Raw genomic sequence first — 17,295 nt, 5'->3', positions numbered from 1 at the left:
CGGTGCCGGAACGGGAGAATGACGGTTCGCGGCAACAGTCGAGACAATTCTGAATTCTTTTTTCCGGCAATGGAACTTTTTTATTTTTGGTGGTCGCTGTGACTTTTTGGAGGGTGATGGTGAAAGGATGGCCACTTTTTGTCATGAAACTCCACGGATCCGCTCTGGACTAACCCTCATTAGCCTCATTGCGCTATAAACTATGTCACACATTTTTTAGCAGTTAGGAGCATCAGCACATGCAACTGGGGATTATCGGACTAGGCCGCATGGGCGGTAACATTGCGCGGCGCCTGATGCTCAATGGGCATACCACCGTTGTATACGACCGTAACGAAGCCTTCGTAAAAGGCTTGAGCGAAGAGGGCTCCACCGGCGTTGCCGATCTGAAGGCCCTGGTCGCCGGGCTGCAAAAGCCTCGCGCGGTCTGGGTCATGCTGCCGGCAGGCGCACCGACCGAAGACACCATCAACACCCTGAGCGAGCTGCTGGAAGCCGATGACGTGATCATCGACGGCGGCAACTCCATGTACAAGGATGACATCCGTCGTGCCAAGGCCCTGTCGGAAAAAGGCCTGCACTATGTAGACGTCGGCACTTCCGGCGGTGTCTGGGGCCTGGAGCGTGGCTACTGCATGATGATCGGCGGTGACGTCGAAGCCGTGGAGCGCCTCGATCCGATCTTCAAGAGCCTGGCCCCTGGCCTGGGCAGCATCCCGCGCACCAAGGACCGTTCCGCGTCGGCCGACCCTCGCGCCGAGCAAGGCTACATTCACGCAGGCCCGGCCGGTTCCGGGCACTTTGTGAAGATGATCCACAACGGCATCGAGTACGGGATGATGCAGGCCTTCGCCGAAGGGTTTGACATTCTCAAGACCAAAAACTCGGAAAACCTGCCGGAACACGAACGTTTCGACCTGAATGTGGCTGACATCGCCGAAGTCTGGCGCCGTGGCAGTGTGGTGTCGTCCTGGTTGCTGGACCTGACCGCCGATGCACTGGCCACCGACCCTAAACTCGATGGCTACTCCGGCTCTGTGGCCGACAGTGGTGAAGGCCGCTGGACCATCGAAGCCGCCATGGAACAAGCAGTGCCGGTGCCGGTGCTGTCCACGTCGCTGTTCGCGCGCTTCCGTTCGCGCCAGCAAAGCACCTACGGTGACAAAATGCTCTCTGCCATGCGCTTCGGCTTTGGCGGCCACGTGGAGACTTCCAAAAAATGACCGCCAACGGCAAGAAACCCCAGGCCGAACCTGCACCGCCCACCACGCTGTTTCTGTTTGGTGCCCATGGCGACCTGGTCAAGCGCCTGCTGATGCCGGCGCTGTATAACCTGAGCCGCGACGGGCTGCTGGGCGACGGCCTGCGCATTGTCGGCGTTGATCACAACGCCATCAGTGACGCCGACTTCGCCAAGAAACTCGAAGACTTCATCCGCACCGAAGCCGCGAGCAAGGTTCGGGGCAAGGGCGACAATGCCCTGGACCCGGAGTTGTGGGCCAAGCTGGCCAACAATATCAGCTACGTCGAGGGCGATTTCCTCGACGACAGCACCTATGCCGACATCGGCAAGAAGATCGCCGACAGCGGCACCGGCAACGCGGTGTTCTACCTGGCCACCGCGCCGCGTTTCTTCAGTGACGTGGTGCAGCGCCTGGGCAGTGCCGGCTTGCTTAACGAAACCGCTGAGGGGTTCCGCCGCGTGGTCATCGAGAAGCCGTTCGGCTCCGACCTGGCCACCGCCGAAGCGCTGAACGCGTGCCTGCTCAAGGTGATGAGCGAAAAGCAGATCTATCGCATCGACCATTACCTGGGCAAGGAAACGGTGCAGAACATTCTGATCAGCCGTTTCTCCAACGTGTTGTTCGAAGCGTTCTGGAACAACCATTACATCGACCACGTGCAGATCACGGCGGCGGAAACCGTCGGCGTGGAAACGCGGGGTAATTTCTTCGAGAAAACCGGCACCCTGCGCGACATGGTGCCCAACCACCTGTTCCAGTTGCTCGCGATGGTGGCGATGGAGCCGCCGGCGGCGTTTGGCGCCGACGCAGTGCGTGGCGAAAAGGCCAAGGTGGTCGGCGCCATCCGGCCGTGGTCCCTGGAAGACGCGCGGGCCAATTCGGTACGCGGCCAGTACACGGCCGGTGAAATCGGTGGCAAGTCGCTTCCCGGCTACCGCGAGGAAGCCAACGTCGCCCCCGACAGCAGCACCGAGACGTTTGTCGCCCTCAAGGTGATGATCGACAACTGGCGTTGGGTCGGCGTGCCGTTCTACCTGCGCACCGGCAAACGCATGAGCATTCGCGACACCGAGATCGTGATCTGCTTCAAGCACGCGCCCTATGCGCAATTCCGTGATACCGACGTGGACGAGCTCAAGCCCACGTACCTGAAAATCCAGATCCAGCCGAACGAAGGCATGTGGTTCGACCTGCTGGCCAAAAAGCCCGGGCCGACCCTGGAAATGGCCAATATCGAGCTGGGTTTCGACTACAAGGACTTCTTCGAGATGCAGCCGTCGACGGGTTACGAAACCCTGATCTACGACTGCATGACCGGCGATCAGACCTTGTTCCAGCGCGCCGACAATATCGAAAACGGCTGGCGCGCCGTGCAGCCGTTTCTGGATGCGTGGAAGGAAGATGACGGGATCCAGGCCTACAAGGCCGGTGAAGACGGCCCGGCGGCGTCCGACGCCTTGCTGGCCCGTGATGGCCGCACCTGGCATAGCCTCGGATGAGTGACGCGGCGATTCATCCCATCCGTTTTGTATTGAGTGACATGGACGGGACGCTGCTGCGCCCCGACCACACGCCCAGCCAACGCACGATCGACGCGGTGCGTGCCTTGCGCGACGCCGGGGTGTTCTTCAGCCTGGCCAGCGGCAGACCGCCGCGGGCCATGATGCAGATGGCCGAAGCGTTCGGCGTTGACGTGCCCATCGCCGGGTTTAATGGCGGGACGCTGGTCAACCCCGACGGCAGCGTATTGCTGGCGCATCATCTGCCGGCAGAGGCCGCGCTGGTGGCGCTGGCGCTGTTTTCGGTAGAGCCGGACGTTGAGGTGTGGGTATTCGCCGACGGCGAATGGCTGCGCCGCGATCCGCCGGGGCCGATGGTCGCCGTCGAGGCGGCGGGCCTGGGCTACGGGCCGCGGGTTGTGGAGAGTTTTGAGCCCTACCTGGACCGGGTCAACAAGATCGTTGCCGCCAGCCACAATGCGCCGCTGTTGGTCGAGTTGGAGGCGCAATTGCAGCCCAAGGTGGAGGGGTTGGCCCACGTGTCGCGGTCACAACCGATTTACCTGGACGTGACCGCCATGTTGGCCAACAAGGGCGATGCCTTGAAAACCCTTGCCGAGCACCTCGGCGTACCGCTTGAGCAAACGGTCGCGATGGGTGACGGTGGCAATGACCCGGCGATGTTTGCAGTGGCCGGCTTGTCGATTGCCATGGGCCAGGCAGAAGAGACCGTCAAGCGTCAAGCAACTGTCGTTACCGGCAGCAATGTCGAAGACGGTGCCGCCGAAGCGATTGAGCGTTTTATTCTAGCGGTGCAGTAAGCTGCGTTATCCGGCCAACTTCCGATCATTGTTTCAGCGTGCAGGCAATGATCGGAAGTTGCGGCGGTTACTACTTGGGCATTGCCCATGACTGCAACTGATAGCCATCTTTGTCGAGCTCTGCGCGAGCTTGCAACAACAAGTCTTCCAATTGTGCCGGGTCGGTGTAAGTGCTCGACGACAGTTGTTTGCTGCCGATACGGGTATTGGTGCGGTCGATGACGCTCAGGCTCAGGGCGCCATGGCCATCGTGCCAGGCCACACACTGAAAGGGCTGGAAAGCACGGTCTGCGATCAAAAGAGCTTCGTTGATGCGGAGCGGGGCGTTCATGGGGTCTTCTCTCTCAATGCCCATTCAAGTGTAGTGCCGGCGGTTGGGCTGACCGTGCGGCGGGTTACTTGTACTGATGCACGATGGCTGGGTACAGGTCACATATTAGGACAAGAAATTTCAACTTTCCGTGATTGAGGTCATGTAAGCGCCTGTTTTGAAAGCGCAATGAAAGTTTCAGTGGTGCATGCCTTTTTGATCGAACACGGGATTAATGGCTTTGTGCCAACACTTATAGCGAAACGGTACAAAGAAAGCGTCAATTCCTTGCTAGTGTTAGCGCCAGGCCTCACAAACTATTGTTTCTAAATAACTTTAATAAATTTGGCGCCAAGGAATAGTCATGGTTGTTACACCTGTCCAGCGTCGTTTGCTTGTGGTCGATCCTTGTGACGATTGCCACGGGCTATTGCCCGGTTTGCGTGCGGCCGGGTGGGAAGTGGACAGCTGCGCCCTCAATGCGGTGGGTGACCGCTCCTGTGATGTGGGGCTTTTGCGCGTGCAGCCCTATCACCTGGAACGCCCGGAAGCGGTCAAGGAGTTAATCAGCCGCAGCGGTACCGAGTGGATCGCCGTCCTCAGCCAGGATGTGCTGCGCCTGCAGAATGTCGGTGATTTCGTCTGCGAATGGTTCTTCGATTTCCACACCTTGCCGTTTGATGTTTCCCGCGTACAGGTGACCCTCGGGCGCGCGTTCGGCATGGCGCGCCTGCGTGGCAAAGGCCAGATGCTGGTCGACGAACCCGCCCATGAACTGCTCGGCGACAGCCGGCCCATTCGCGAATTGCGCAAATTGCTCGCCAAGCTGGCGCCCACAGAGTCTCCGGTATTGATCCGTGGCGACAGCGGCACCGGTAAAGAGCTGGTCGCCAAGACCCTGCACCGCCAATCCCAGCGCCATGCCAAGCCCTTTGTGGCGATCAACTGCGGCGCCATTCCGGAGCATCTGATTCAGTCCGAGCTGTTCGGCCATGAAAAAGGCGCGTTTACCGGCGCCCATCAGCGCAAGGTCGGGCGCATCGAGGCGGCTCACGGCGGCACGTTGTTTCTGGATGAAATCGGTGATTTGCCGATGGAGCTGCAAGCCAACCTGTTGCGCTTTTTGCAGGAAAAACAGATCGAACGTGTCGGCGGCAGCCAGCCCATACCGGTGGACGTGCGCGTATTGGCCGCGACCCACGTCGATCTGGAAGCAGCGGTCGAGAAGGGCACCTTTCGGGAAGACTTGTATTACCGCCTTAACGTGTTGCAAGTGGTGACCGCGCCTTTGCGCGAGCGCCATGGCGACGTGGCCATGCTGGCCAACCACTTTTCACGCTTTTACAGTCAGGAAACCGGCCGCCGGGCGCGCAGTTTCAGCGAAGACGCGCTGGTTGCCATGGGCCAACACCCGTGGCCCGGCAATGTGCGCGAGTTGGCCAACCGCGTACGCCGTGGGTTGGTGCTGGCAGAAGGGCGCCAGATCGAAGCCGTTGATCTGGGATTGCAGGGCGAACAGGCAATTGCGCCACCGATGGCTACACTGGAAGACTACAAGCACCGCGCCGAACGCCAGGCGCTGTGCGATGTGCTCAACCGGCACAGCGACAACCTGAGTGTCGCGGCCCGAGTGCTGGGGGTTTCCCGGCCGACGTTCTACCGGTTGCTGCACAAACACCAGATCCGCTAGGGCGGGTAAACCGAAAAGCCCCGCAACGACCCTTATCGTTGCGGGACTTTTCCTTTGTGGCGAGCGGGCTTGTCCCGCGTTGGGCTGCGAAGCAGCCCCTTCAATCAAAAGTAATACGGAAATTTCAGGCTGAACGTAAAGTCCGGCGCGTCATCCGTCATGCCAATCGACAGGTTCGGCACGATCGTCAGGTTATCCGACGCCGCAATGGTCATGCCCACGTTGAAGTAGCCGGCATTGGCATCGCTGGACACCACCGACTGCCAGTCCTGGCCGCTCTGCTTGATCTTGCTCTTGCGTTGCACAAGGTCGGAGACGGAAAACGACATACTCATTTTCTCGTTGAGCGCGAACGCTACCCCCACGCCGAGCTGAAAGCTGTCGCCCAGGCTGATCTTGCCGGGTATTTTCTGGCCGACATTGGGGCTGATATCGCCAAACGACTCCTCGAAGTTGTGGGTGTACGACAGTGAGCCGAACAACACGGCCGGGTCGAAGGTCTTGACCAGGGAAATACCCGGCGTTATCGACCACACGCCGTTGCCCGTCGGCAGGCTTTCCGGCACGGCGAGGTTATTGTTATTGGCCTGCTCGATCAGCTTGATGCCGTACGGTTCCTGGCCGGTCGGGGCCTTGACCCGGACAGACACCACCGCATCCGGCAGGCTGGCGCTTTCATCGAGGAATTTGTAGGCGATGCCGAAGTTGACGTCGCCGATGGTGGGGTCTCGCGTGACCGAGCCTTCCGACGTGGCTTTGGAGTCGCCGCCGGCGCCGCCGGACTGGTAGGTCGACTCGCGATACACCACCGGCACGTTCAAGTCGAACTGCCAGCGGTTGTCGAGGTTGTAACGGCCGGTCAGGTCCAGGGTCCAGCTGTCGGATTTGATCCGGTCCAGGTTGAGGTTGCCCAGGAAGATCGAGTCCAGCGCCAGAAACCCGTTGAGGGACAATTGCCGCGCGTCGTAACGCGCGTAAGTGATGCCGGTTTCAAAGCTGAATTTGCCATTGCCAAAAAAGCCACTGGCCTCGTTATAGAGGTTGCTCACGCTTTGCGCGGGTGCCGAGTCGTCTTTCAGGCTTTGCCCGTAGGAACTGCCCCCCGCTGCGCCACCGGAAGCCGCTGCCGTCCCCACACCCGTGGTGTGAGAGGCCACGCTGGTGCCGCCTTTCTGGAAGTCGGCGGGGGATTTGGCCAGGCGTTTGGGGGCGGGTGTTGCCGGTTGATCTTCTACTTGTCGTACACGTTGCTCCAGTACGGCCAGTGCTTTTTGCTGCACTTCATAACGTTGCTTGAGTTCCAGCAGCTCCTGCTTCAGCGTTTCGATGTCGGCATCTGGCGCGGCATACAGCATGGACGCAGGAAGAAGCGTACTCAAACAAACCACGGCACGTAGCGATAACGATCGATGCATGAAATAAGCCGTCCCTTTCTAATGCGTAAGTGTCGTGGCTCAGCGTAGTTCAATAACCGGAGGTGCGTAGGCCTTTGAGTTGTTCCAGGTTCACGCTCTGGGTGATGGTGTTCAGCCCGTTATTGCCCAGCACCACATTGAGCTGGGTCATGTTGGCAATCGCGTTGAAATCGCCTTTGATAATGGTGCCCTGGCTCACGGCGCCGCCGCCGATCTGCTGCAAGACACTGCCCTGGTTATTGTTGGCCAGCAGCGCCATTTGCAGCCCGCCATTTTGCGCCGAAACCGTCACCTGGCCCGCCGCCGTGCCGCCGGTAATCGGTTGGCCCGCCATCAATGCCTGCCCGGATTGCACATAGTTGGCAGGCGCCAGGCCGTTTTTGCTCACATTGATGTCGACGCCATTGGTGGCGGTGTTGCCATCCCCGGCGGCGCGCACGCTTTGCACCACGCCCTGGCCTGCGCCGAGGCCCGAGCCGCCCACCACGGTGCCGGAACCGTCAGGTTGCTTGATCATGCCGTTGCCATCGTGGCCGGTGATCTGCACATAAAACTGCGGCGTGATGGTCGACGAACTGACCTGCATATTGGCCGTGCCCGTGACAGTTGCACCGGCGGCATTGGTCCAGGTGGTGCTCATCACCAGGCCAAAACTGACAATGCGCCCGGGCATTACATAGCGCCCGCGCAGGTCGGCCATTTCCGAGTCCTTGAGTTCGATCGGCTTGAATGGCGATGACGCATAAGCCGGTACAGAGGCTGCCAGGCACAGGGCCGTCAGCCAGCTTCGAGTGTTCATTGTTGGCTCCTGGGGCGTCCTGCCCCTTATTGCGCTTCTAGAAGAAGTCGCTCTGGATAAAACCGAAGTCCATCAATTCGCTGTCGCGTACCGGGCTGAATTCGTTCAGCTGGTTTTTTGCCGTCAGCGGCGCACGCGGGGTGAGCAGGGCGTTGGTCTTGTCGTAGCCCTCGCCGATCACCGCGAACACGATGCCGTTCCAGCCTTTGACGAAATCGTCCCTGGCATAACGTTTGTTGCCCAGCACCGGGTCGCCGATATAGGCCCAGTCTTTGTCGGTGCGCTGCAAGACGACGAAATGCTTGTAGCCGCGGATGTCCAGCAGTACGACCACAGGGACTTTCACCGTGACCAGCACGTCCGGCGTGATGCGGTAGCCTTTGGCGCGCATGTTGATGCTTTCCAGGTAGCGCTTCATGTCGAGCATGGAGAAGCCCTGGGTGCGCACCAGGTCCTGGTTGGCGTTGACCAGCATGCCCTTGATGACGTGCTCTTCATCCACGTCCATCCAGTAGGCCTGGCGCAGGATGGTCGCCAGTGCGGCGGCGCCGCAGCTGAAATCGGTTTTCTGTTCCACCAGGTTGGCGAATTTGCGCTCGCGGATACTCTCGACCTTTTTGTACATCAACCCGCCGCCGGGCATGACGATTGCCACTTGCCCCGCCATGGCCTGGCCGGTGAGTGCAAGCAGAAGGAAAAGGGCAACGAGGCGCATGATCGTATGACCTGTCGGACACTGGAAATAAAAAGGGCCTTGTCTCCAAGGCCCGATCCGGATCAGAAACGAGTGGTGGATTGCACGACTACGTTGTTCTGACCCTGGTTGCCGCTGCCCGACAGAACGTTGGAGTTCGAGATGCCCGAGCTGTAGTTCATCGAGCTGTTCACGCTGGCGTTGTTGACGACAGGTTTGGTGCTCCAGCCGTGGCCGCTGCTCAGGTTCGCGGTGAGGTTGGCCGAAACGTCCTGCACACCCGCAACGGTTGCGGCGCCGCCGCTGCCATCTTTGTTGGATTGAACAACGGTGCTGTTACTGCCCTGGTTAGAGGTGCCCGACGCAGCGTTCAACTGAATGATGCCTGACGCGTGGTTGCCGCTGTCGTTGAGCGAGGCGTTGTTTTTGGTGCCGCTGTTGAGCACCAGGTTGCCGGTGTTCGATTGGGCGGAGTTCACGGAGGCGAATACGAAATCGGCATCGGCAGATTGCACGGCCACGTCGTTTTTGCCTTGGTTGTTGTCGCCGCTCAGCACGTTGCCGTTGGCCACGCCGCTGATGTTGTTGTAGGAATCGTTGGCCGACGCGTTGTTTTTGGTTTTGTCATTGAGCACCACGTTGCCATGGTTGCTTTGACCATCAGCAGTGCTGGCAGTCGCGGAGGTAGGCGCGTGGTAACCACCCGCTTGAGCAGCAACAGCCATGAGCGCAGCGAGAGCGAAAGCCAGTGGTTTAAGAGCCATTGAAGTTTTCATGGTGTATCTCCTTGCTTCTATTAGTTGGTTAAGTGTTGGTACTTTCCAGCAGTCGACTCAGCTCCATCAGTTGAGTCGTAGATTCAGGGTGTTAGCCACTCGGTTCCCCACCCCGGCGCTCTGGTTGACCTGTACCACTCCACGGCTGCCGGTGAAGGCCTGGTCACTGGTGGTGACCTGGCGGCTGCCAGTGGCAGGGGTCAATCCCGAGTCTGTTGCAAGCGCAACGTTCTGTTGCGACATGACGCTGTCGTCGATGCTTTGCGGGCCAGCATTCACGCTGATGCGCACAGCATTGATCATCTGGTTCTGGGCCCCGGCGGACTGGTTGACACTCAGTGCGCCGCTGCCATTGCTGAAAGAGTTGCCCTGGATCGCGGCGTTGGCGTTCAGGGAGCGGTCGGCAGGTGCGCCGCTGATTTTTTGCGTGACGCCGATGGTTGACTGGGCGTTGCGGCCCACTGAAATGGCGACGTTATTGCTCAGTTGTTGCTGGTCCCCGGCGCCCTGGTTGATCAGGACGACGCCGTTGTACTGCTTGCCGGAATTATCAATGGACGAGTTGTTGTTGCTGTCAGCCATCGCGGCTGAGCAACCGAGTGCGGCCAGAAGGATCAGGGAACGGTTCATTTCATCGCCCCCCCGATCATGCCGCCGAGGTTGTTCAGCGGGGCGAGGCCGCGCGATACCGCACCGTTGACCGTGCCCGAGATACCGCCGCCAGTGCCACCGCCACCCAGGCTGGTCGCCCCCCCTGCACCCAGGCCATTTGCGCTGCCGAGGGTGTTCAGGCCGTTGAGGGTGCCGTTGGGCATGAGGGTGCGATTGATGCTTGCACCAGTGGCAATGCCCGCGATGTCGTTATCGTTGAGTTCATTGCTGACGGCACGGTTGATCTGTGTCGACGGATTGGCATTGACGGTGGTGGGGTTGGGGTCCATGCCGCGTGAGCGGCCGATAACGTAAGGATGCACCTGGCGCTCGAGAACAATCACACCATCACCTGCGGCAAACACCGGAATGCTCGCGCTGGCGGTCAATGCGCAGCTGATCAGCAGGAGGCTCAGTGAGCCTGGATTGTGTGTGTCCACGGTGATGTTCCTTATTCTTCGCGCTGACCCTAAACAGCGCTGTGAGGAAGAGAGCAGGACGCGTGCCGCTTTTTATTTTGTGTTGTTTTTCAACGTGTTGCCCATAAACCGAGGCAAAGTGATAGCTACGCTGTATCACGGCTGAGACAGCACAGGCCGCCGTGGGCATGCCCGGCAACGCCACGTTGCTTCCTTCAGTGTGTTTCAGCGATGTAACAGAGGCTGTGACAAAACGATGAACCCGCGTCACGCGGGCGATTCAGCACAGAGCAGTGTTTCAAAAATGGACACCGCAGGCAGGCAAGGGCCGAACCTGCCGCAAGCGGGTTCAGCCTTTAGGGGCTTTGCGCGGGATGGCGTTGAGTACGGGGTTGCCGTCCTGGTTCTGGGTCAGGTAGACCGGCAGCACCTTGGGCAGGGAAGGGACGAGCTTGCTCACCTCGTTGATGTTGTAGATGCCGCCGATACGAATGGCCCCGGTACTGGCATCCGCCAGCATCACCGGCTTGCTCAGGTAGCGGTTGATCAGCGGCAACGCATCGGCGAGCGCCAGGTTGTCGAGCACCAGCTTGCCGGTTCGCCAGGCCAGGGCCGTGTCGTCGGGGTTGAATGCCTGGACGTCAGGCGTGACCTCGCCCAAGTGGTAGCTGGCCTGCATGCCGGGGCTCAGCGGCACACTGGGGTGCTGCTTGTCGCTGGCGACCTGCACGGAACCTTCGAGCAACATCACTCGCACCTGATCTTCGTACTTCCACACGTTGAACTGGGTGCCGGTCACGCGCACGTTGCCGTCGCCGGCATACACGATAAAGGGGTGTTCACGGTCATGGCTGACCTTGAAAAACGCCTCGCCTTTTTTCAGCGTGACCCGACGTTGGTCCTTGTAGTTGGCGTAGACCAGTTCAGTGCCAAGGTTGAGCTCCACCTGGCTGCCGTCACTCAACGTGACCTGGCGCAGGCCCGTGGTGGCTTCGACACGCTCATAAGCATTGGGCAACCAGCCCGCTTCCCAGCCGGTAAACGCCGCCAGTGGCAGCGCCACCAGGCAAATCGCAGCGGCTACGGCGTAGCTGCGCAGACGGCTGCGGGGTTTGAAGGGGACAACCGTCGAGGCGGGTTCGTGGCGTGGCAAATGGTCGGCCACGTCCCAGATTTCGAGCATGGCGGCGTATTCAAACGCGTGCAGCGGATGTGCATCGTGCCATTGTTCAAAAGCTTCCCGCTCGCCGGGCGTGCAATCACTCGCATGCAGTCGCATGCACCAATGCGCGGCGGCGTCGGTGATGGCGTCATATTCGGCTTCTGAAAGGGACTTTTCGGTCATTTACACATCCTGATTTCGCACATTCTAACCTCCCAAGGTGGACCGCGAGAACAGCCGTCATGGCGATTGCACATCAATTGGAACTTATTCTCGTTTGAAAAACCCTAACCTGTTCGGGACATGAGTCCGGTATTCACTTGATGGAGAACGATTATGTTGAAGAAAACCCTGGCCGCCTTGTGTGCAACCACCGCCTTGCTCAGCGCTGGCGCCGCCCTGGCCGACAAACCCGGCGCCGGCTGGATTCCGATCGAGAAGGCGATTGAAACCGCCAAGACCAAGGCCGGTTATGTCGAGGTCTATGCCGCCGAAGCGGATAACGACGGTTATTGGGAAGTGAAGGGCCGCAAGTCCGATGGCATCGTGTATGAAGCCCGCATTGACGGCGCTTCGGGCAACATCCTGCGCGACCAGAAAGACTGACGCCTACCCGCCAGGGGCCGTTCAGGCCCCTGCATCCAGCTCCCGCCCCAATTGCGTAATCATGTAGGCCACCGAATCGGCGTTGGCCAGAATGATGTCCATGCGCTTGTTTTCGTCGCTCATAAACACGCGCCGGGCATCGTCCAGCGTTTTGGCTCCGGTTATCTGCAGTACTCTGTTTTTGACAGGGCGTGTCGTGGAATCGTACCCCAGGTCATCCCAGGCATCCGAATACGCATCCCATGCCTTGAACAGCATCAGCTCCGGGGTAAGGGTTGAGAGTGCACAGCGACGCACGTCCGCAAGGTCCGATTTAAGCTCGGGCGCGCCCGGAATGTTAGTGTCGATGAGGTCATGAAACGGGCGCATGCTGTCCAGGTAAGCGATGTCTTCGGACTCGGATTCCAAGTGTGTCAGTTCATGGATCAGGGTTGATGCGCGAGCATGGGCTGAAATATCGAAGGGGGACGTCAGGCGGTTTTGATACACGTCCATCATGGGGTCGAAAAAGCGATTCAACAGGTAGATTTTTTTCTGGTCATCATCCGGCAGCGTAAACGCGTAGGTACTGTCAGGCGTCCAGCGGCTGGTGCCGCATACAAATCGAGCGGAATCGGGTCTGGTCAATGAAGGGGCAACGAGCGCGTTCAACACGTCATCAACCTTTTTTTCGATGCGGCCCAGCTGCTCAGGCGTCACCCGATGAATGCCAAACAGCTCGCCGAAAAACCGCCCCAGGCGGGTCACCGGATCGCGCTCTGCAGCGAAGAACCTGATGTTGCGCTTGCAGTTCACCGAGTAATAAGTGGCCACATTCAGCGCCTCATCGATGCACTGCGCTTTCCAGCTGGAAAGGGCACGGATGGCTTGCATGCCGACGGCCTCGATATTGATGACCTGGCGTTGTGCAATCTGCGTATTGATCTTGCCGGCCAGGCGCGACAGGGTTTTGCCGTAACGCGGGTGGTGGCGGTCCAGGTCCAGTACCCATTCGCCTTTGGCATTGCGTTGCACGCAAGGGCCTGTGAGGCCTTTATGGAAAATGCACCAGCGCTGGCCGGCGCGTTTTACCGGGTACACCTTGCCGGCGACCGGCACATAGGAACGCGTTGCGGTGGTGTCGGTATACACATGGCTCAACGGGCTGAATTTCAGTTCGTTGAGGGCCGTATCGTGATCCTCGAACACCTGCATGCGCGTGCGCTGTGGCTCGGTAATGTCCAGCGTGGCAAAGCGGGTGGCAGCCGGCGCGGGGGCATTCAGCCATTGATGGACGGATGGCTGCGGCGCGGCCGGGTCTTCAGTGCCGAGCAATGTATCGAACTCCTTGCGCAATGATGCCAGCTGCGCCACCCCCTGGATAAACGTGCGCAATCCTTCACTCCAGCGATGTTGCTGCAAATGCTCAGCCGACGACTTGAGCAGTGAATAGCTGCGCCATATCACCTTGGGGACGTTGAGTTTGCCGGCCAGGAAATCCAGCGCCATGGGAATGCCTTTGCGCAGCAGGCTCGACACCGCCTCCCACTGCGGTTTGCCCAAGGGGTCGAATTGGCAGGTCAGCATCGTGTTTATTTGTTTAAGGTTGTCGTTGAACAGCCGTAGAAGCGCGTTGCCCTCTATGGGGTTCGTCGCGAGACGAATATCCGAAGCGTCGTCCCGTGCGGTTTGCCGCCACAGGTTGCGGTAAGTGGCCTGGTGCATCGCCTCCAGGTGTTGGGCCACCCAGGCTTGCAAGTCACCGGGACGATTGAGTGCCTGAAGCAACTCATCTTCGCATGAGAACTCTTGCAACACGCGCCCGGCGCGGTAGGGCGAATACAACACCAGCGGGGCTTGCGGGTCGTCAGCCGTCCCAATCAGGTACAAACCGACTGCCCTTGCGGCGGTGGCGCCGGCGGTTGCGAGCAACTCCAACGGGCGGATGTTCGCCGTGGCGCCCTGCATGGCGGCCCGCGCGACCGCGTCCGGCATATCAAACACCTGGCGGACAAGGCTCCAGGCGGTATTCGACAGCCGTTCTTCCAGCCATTCCTCATGGGCATGGCGCAGCAATTGCCAGGGCAATTGGCGACAAAACGTATGTCGTCGCTGTCGGGTGTCCTCGGTGTCACAACCCAAGTACTTGCCGAACAGGTCCTGGTAGATTTGCCTGAGGTTCAGTTGCTGCACCAACTGCACCACGGCGTGACCGTCCAGGGTTCTCGGCAGCGGCTGTGTCGAACGCGAACGGGGGCGGATGTCGTCCGCTGACAGGTCGGGCAGGTGGCGAATGGCAAAGTCCGCCAACGTCTGAATTCGCCCGTCCAGTTCAACCCGTGTGGGAATCAGCACATCCTCCGGGTCTATCGCCTGATCAGGAAAGCGTGCCTTGAGCAGTGCCCTCAGGGCTTGAGCGGCCTGTTCGCGCAAAGAGGGAATGCCGTGCAGATAGTCACGCTCATCGGGCGCGCTGAGGCGTTGTTGCTCCAGCAGCTCGGCCTGCACGTGTTGTTCTCGGGGTGGCGCCATGCCGAGCCAGGCGGGCAGCGCCTGCTGATACAGCATGGCCTTCGCTATCCGCGTCGCACGTTCAAGGTTGGTGGGGGAGGCACGTTGCATCAGCGCATCCAGGCTGTTTTGCAAGGACCGGGCGCCGAGCCCCATGGACAACTGATGGTCGATTCCGTCCAGCACATGGTCGCGGTGGCTGAGTTGCCGGTTGTCCAGCAGGTGGTCGTCAATGCGCTGCAGCGGGCCCAGTTGGAAAACCTGGTGAGGCGTGCGCTGGCTGACAGGCAGGTTTTCCAGCAGGTGCAGGCGGTGTTCGGGGTGTTTCAAGCGACGGTCCAGCACATCACGCAGGTGGCTCAACGAGGCGAAGGCTTCACAGCCGCGACCGGGCGTCCACAACAGCATCTGGCCGGAACGCTGCGGGTCAGTGCCGCCGCGTTCGCTCAGTACGAAACAGTTGGCCAGGGCCTGCCAGGCGGCGCTGGCGGTTGAGTTCACGGTCAAGGCAAAGGCATCCGGCAAAAAGCCGTTCAGGCCATGGCGTGTCTGGCGCGTGGGGCTGTCGCCTTCAAGCACGGTGGCGAGGACTTCGGCTGCGCGCTCGGGCAGGCTATGACTCAGGCGTCTGAGGTCTGCTTCACTGCGCAGACCTTGTCCCATGGCCTCGCTGACAAGTTGGCGGTGATTGTCGAGAAACAGTCGAGGCAGGTCCCGAATGTCGTGGCGGCTGAACGGCAGCAGCACCTGCTGGATGATCGTGTTGAATGCCGAGTGGGTCAGGCTGCCGATTTTGTAGGCCGCTCCGTCCTGGCGAGGGCCGTAGAACCCGGTGCGAGCGGTATCGGGCACCGTGCCGGTTTCACCCGCGAGGCGTTCGATGAAGTGCTCCACCATGCTGATGGAGCGTTCGGGCGGACGCTCCTCGCGCTCCTGTGCGGTCGTTGAGTAGGCGTTGAGATAAACGTCTTGCGCCTTGAGGTCCAGCGCCTGCTTTTGCAGTTCGTCATTCAGCGCGTGGGTTGCCAGGCTGCGGACCGTCGGGTGGTTGTTGCGCGCGGCAGCCAGCGCCGCCTCGCCGGCTTGCAGAATCGCCAGCACCTGCTTGGCCCGCTCGGCCTTGACGGTGGACGGTCGGCCGCTCGGGCCGGACACCGGATGCAGGCTCCAGCGTCCGCCAGCGTCCAACTCCAGCAAGCGAGGATCGAACATGCTGCGCACATCCAGCGCGCAATCGAGCAGGGCGCTCAAGTCGACCTGGCCGCCGCTCTGGCGGTACAGCGCCAGCGCATGCTCCATATTGCTGATTTGCTTGGCGGCAATCCCTTCGGCCAGTTCGGTGAATACATGGCCCGTGACCGCGCTCCCGTTGACCCGCACCTGATCCAGCCCCAGGAATACGCTGCGCTCCTCAAGGGACAGGAAATTGAGCAGCTCATCCTCATGGCCGGCCGCCTTGAGCATGCTCAACAGGGTGGCCTGCAGGTCATCCAGGTCTTTCAAGACCTGCAGGCCCCGGTGCTGGGTGTACAGGTAGGCATGGGTATCGCTGGCCATCAGCGTGCCGGCCAATTCGACGTAATGTTGGTACGGCGCGTCGACACGTATTTTTTCAATGTTCAGGTTTTTCGCGTGGGCACTGCGCGCCGTCTGGTCGGGCAGCAGTAAAGCCTGCAATTGATGGTATTCGGTCGAAGAGATGATGCCGGCCTGGCGCTTGAGCAGCAGGTCGGCGCGGCAGTTGGCGTTCATCACGTTGGCAAAAAACGTCAGCCTGGATTCACCGTTGGCACGGTCGGCATGCCAGTAGGTGTGCAGCAGGCTGCCGAGCAAGCGGGTCAGCAAGCCGCTGGTTTGCTCGATGAGCCTGTCCCAGTTTTCCAGGTCTTGCCGGGCCTGGTCTTCCGTGAAGCCGGTGGTGAGATGACGCGGGTTCACATAGGTGCGGGTTTGCCCGGCGGGCCAGGCGTGGTTCACGTAAAACTGCAGCAACGCTTCACTCAGCGGGATTGAGCCGACCCAGCGCCGCCGGTTTTCGCCCTGTGCCGTCACGAAGGTGTTGACCTGTGTGTCGCGCTGGTCGAGTGCAGGGAAGCGGGTGCGCGCCATGATCCCGAGCAACGTATCGAGCATCCACTGCAATGGCGGGAGCTTGCACAACTCATCGAGCAGGTCGCGCCGGTTACGCTGCTGGGCTGCCTCAATGGCATGTTCCTGATCCTCCTGCACCGCGCCTTCGATGATCGACGCGGTGAGTGTCAGCGCTTTATCGGTACTTAATGTTTTACATTCACTTATAGATAAAAAATCAAATAAAACATTGGCTTGGGATTCTTTATTAATCCTTTTTATAAGTTCGTCCATCAGCGCGTCACGGCTCTCGAACACTTCCAGGCCGTCATAGGGCGTGTAGAGCAAGGCTTTGCCGGCATCCGGGCCGGGAGCCATCATGAACACGCCCACCAGTGCCACCGGTGCGGCGTCTGTCGGGGTGACGACGAATTTTTCAACCACCATGGGCGCGGTGCGCAGCACCTTGTCTTGCCGGGCGGCGTCGGTGGCGTAGTAGAGCGTGTGCAGCCAATCCAGGTCTTTGACCGTCAGGCCCAGTTCACGCTCGCGCGGGGTAGGCTCATCCCTTTTGAGCGGACGTAAAAACTCGTCGAAAAAATACGGCGGCGTTACCCGTGCCATGGCCTTGTACTCCGTTATCAAAGGA

At 60.1% G+C, this 17,295-nt stretch carries 14 protein-coding genes; 5 read left to right on the top strand and 9 right to left on the bottom strand.

What is annotated here, in order from left to right; all coding sequences use genetic code 11:
* Positions 1 to 239 precede the first annotated feature (239 nt).
* Genes gnd through ATI14_RS24695 form a run of 3 tightly spaced genes read left to right on the top strand, consistent with a single transcriptional unit; the run spans position 240 to position 3,564 of the window.
* A complete protein-coding gene (gnd, locus tag ATI14_RS24705) occupies positions 240 to 1,223 on the top strand; it encodes a phosphogluconate dehydrogenase (NAD(+)-dependent, decarboxylating) (protein ID WP_080520020.1) in 984 nt (327 codons plus the stop codon).
* The gene (gene zwf / locus ATI14_RS24700; RefSeq protein WP_016970849.1) at positions 1,220 to 2,743 is read left to right on the top strand and encodes a glucose-6-phosphate dehydrogenase; all 1,524 of its coding nucleotides are present in this window, start codon (positions 1,220 to 1,222) and stop codon (positions 2,741 to 2,743) included. Before gnd ends, zwf begins: the two co-directional genes overlap by 4 nt.
* Complete coding sequence (locus ATI14_RS24695) at positions 2,740 to 3,564, top strand: Cof-type HAD-IIB family hydrolase (RefSeq protein WP_016970818.1); 825 nt, start codon at positions 2,740 to 2,742, stop codon at positions 3,562 to 3,564. Before zwf ends, ATI14_RS24695 begins: the two co-directional genes overlap by 4 nt.
* 70 nt (positions 3,565 to 3,634) lie before the next feature.
* Here the strand turns inward: ATI14_RS24695 and ATI14_RS24690 are convergent, their stop codons facing one another.
* Positions 3,635 to 3,895, bottom strand: coding sequence for a hypothetical protein (locus ATI14_RS24690; protein WP_016970819.1), 261 nt, complete (start codon positions 3,893 to 3,895; stop codon positions 3,635 to 3,637).
* Between the two features lie 343 nt (positions 3,896 to 4,238).
* On the opposite strand from ATI14_RS24690, the gene ATI14_RS24685 reads away from it, so the two are divergent.
* On the top strand, positions 4,239 to 5,564 hold the full coding sequence (locus ATI14_RS24685; RefSeq protein ID WP_016970820.1) for a sigma-54 dependent transcriptional regulator: 1,326 nt from the start codon (positions 4,239 to 4,241) through the stop codon (positions 5,562 to 5,564).
* 104 nt (positions 5,565 to 5,668) lie between these two features.
* On the opposite strand, the gene ATI14_RS24680 is transcribed toward ATI14_RS24685, so the two are convergent.
* From ATI14_RS24680 to ATI14_RS24650, 7 genes are all read right to left on the bottom strand, one after another.
* Entirely contained in the window at positions 5,669 to 6,979 is a 1,311-nt protein-coding gene (locus ATI14_RS24680) for a transporter (RefSeq protein WP_016970821.1), read from the bottom strand.
* A 49-nt stretch (positions 6,980 to 7,028) separates the two neighbouring features.
* Positions 7,029 to 7,778, bottom strand: coding sequence for a hypothetical protein (locus tag ATI14_RS24675; RefSeq protein ID WP_016970822.1), 750 nt, complete (start codon positions 7,776 to 7,778; stop codon positions 7,029 to 7,031).
* A 37-nt stretch (positions 7,779 to 7,815) separates the two neighbouring features.
* Positions 7,816 to 8,493, bottom strand: coding sequence for a C39 family peptidase (locus tag ATI14_RS24670; protein ID WP_016970823.1), 678 nt, complete (start codon positions 8,491 to 8,493; stop codon positions 7,816 to 7,818).
* A 62-nt stretch (positions 8,494 to 8,555) separates the two neighbouring features.
* Complete coding sequence (locus ATI14_RS24665; RefSeq protein ID WP_016970824.1) at positions 8,556 to 9,248, bottom strand: hypothetical protein; 693 nt, start codon at positions 9,246 to 9,248, stop codon at positions 8,556 to 8,558.
* A gap of 66 nt (positions 9,249 to 9,314) precedes the next feature.
* Positions 9,315 to 9,878 carry a hypothetical protein gene (locus ATI14_RS24660; protein ID WP_016970825.1) on the bottom strand — a complete coding sequence of 188 codons (564 nt, stop codon included), beginning with the start codon at positions 9,876 to 9,878 and terminating at the stop codon, positions 9,315 to 9,317.
* Entirely contained in the window at positions 9,875 to 10,339 is a 465-nt protein-coding gene (locus ATI14_RS24655) for a hypothetical protein (protein ID WP_016970826.1), read from the bottom strand. Before ATI14_RS24655 ends, ATI14_RS24660 begins: the two co-directional genes overlap by 4 nt.
* A gap of 328 nt (positions 10,340 to 10,667) precedes the next feature.
* Entirely contained in the window at positions 10,668 to 11,663 is a 996-nt protein-coding gene (locus ATI14_RS24650; RefSeq protein ID WP_016970828.1) for a FecR family protein, read from the bottom strand.
* Positions 11,664 to 11,816: 153 nt separating this feature from the next.
* Between ATI14_RS24650 and ATI14_RS24645 the strand changes: the two genes are divergently transcribed.
* Positions 11,817 to 12,086 (top strand): PepSY domain-containing protein, encoded by a 270-nt coding sequence (locus tag ATI14_RS24645; RefSeq protein ID WP_016970829.1) that lies wholly within the window; start codon positions 11,817 to 11,819, stop codon positions 12,084 to 12,086.
* A gap of 21 nt (positions 12,087 to 12,107) precedes the next feature.
* Here ATI14_RS24645 and ATI14_RS24640 read toward each other — a convergent pair whose 3' ends face one another.
* Positions 12,108 to 17,270, bottom strand: a complete 5,163-nt coding sequence (locus ATI14_RS24640) for a M35 family metalloendopeptidase (protein ID WP_080520019.1) — start codon at positions 17,268 to 17,270, stop codon at positions 12,108 to 12,110.
* Between the last annotated feature and the right edge of the window lie 25 nt (positions 17,271 to 17,295).

This window comes from Pseudomonas tolaasii NCPPB 2192 (genome assembly GCF_002813445.1).
Taxonomy (GTDB): domain Bacteria; phylum Pseudomonadota; class Gammaproteobacteria; order Pseudomonadales; family Pseudomonadaceae; genus Aquipseudomonas; species Aquipseudomonas tolaasii.
This window is presented reverse-complemented; position numbering and strand designations above follow the sequence as displayed.

Excerpts from the sequence above, each read along its gene's own strand:
- ATI14_RS24685 (WP_016970820.1), top strand. The coding sequence starts at position 4,239 with ATGGTTGTTACACCTGTCCAGCGTCGTTTGCTTGTGGTCGATCCTTGT.
- ATI14_RS24695 (WP_016970818.1), top strand. The coding sequence starts at position 2,740 with ATGAGTGACGCGGCGATTCATCCCATCCGTTTTGTATTGAGTGACATG.
- ATI14_RS24660 (WP_016970825.1), bottom strand. The coding sequence starts at position 9,878 with ATGAACCGTTCCCTGATCCTTCTGGCCGCACTCGGTTGCTCAGCCGCG.
- zwf (WP_016970849.1), top strand. The coding sequence starts at position 1,220 with ATGACCGCCAACGGCAAGAAACCCCAGGCCGAACCTGCACCGCCCACC.
- ATI14_RS24690 (WP_016970819.1), bottom strand. The coding sequence starts at position 3,895 with ATGAACGCCCCGCTCCGCATCAACGAAGCTCTTTTGATCGCAGACCGT.
- gnd (WP_080520020.1), top strand. The coding sequence starts at position 240 with ATGCAACTGGGGATTATCGGACTAGGCCGCATGGGCGGTAACATTGCG.
- ATI14_RS24640 (WP_080520019.1), bottom strand. The coding sequence starts at position 17,270 with ATGGCACGGGTAACGCCGCCGTATTTTTTCGACGAGTTTTTACGTCCG.
- ATI14_RS24645 (WP_016970829.1), top strand. The coding sequence starts at position 11,817 with ATGTTGAAGAAAACCCTGGCCGCCTTGTGTGCAACCACCGCCTTGCTC.
- ATI14_RS24675 (WP_016970822.1), bottom strand. The coding sequence starts at position 7,778 with ATGAACACTCGAAGCTGGCTGACGGCCCTGTGCCTGGCAGCCTCTGTA.
- ATI14_RS24670 (WP_016970823.1), bottom strand. The coding sequence starts at position 8,493 with ATGCGCCTCGTTGCCCTTTTCCTTCTGCTTGCACTCACCGGCCAGGCC.
- ATI14_RS24680 (WP_016970821.1), bottom strand. The coding sequence starts at position 6,979 with ATGCATCGATCGTTATCGCTACGTGCCGTGGTTTGTTTGAGTACGCTT.
- ATI14_RS24650 (WP_016970828.1), bottom strand. The coding sequence starts at position 11,663 with ATGACCGAAAAGTCCCTTTCAGAAGCCGAATATGACGCCATCACCGAC.
- ATI14_RS24665 (WP_016970824.1), bottom strand. The coding sequence starts at position 9,248 with ATGAAAACTTCAATGGCTCTTAAACCACTGGCTTTCGCTCTCGCTGCG.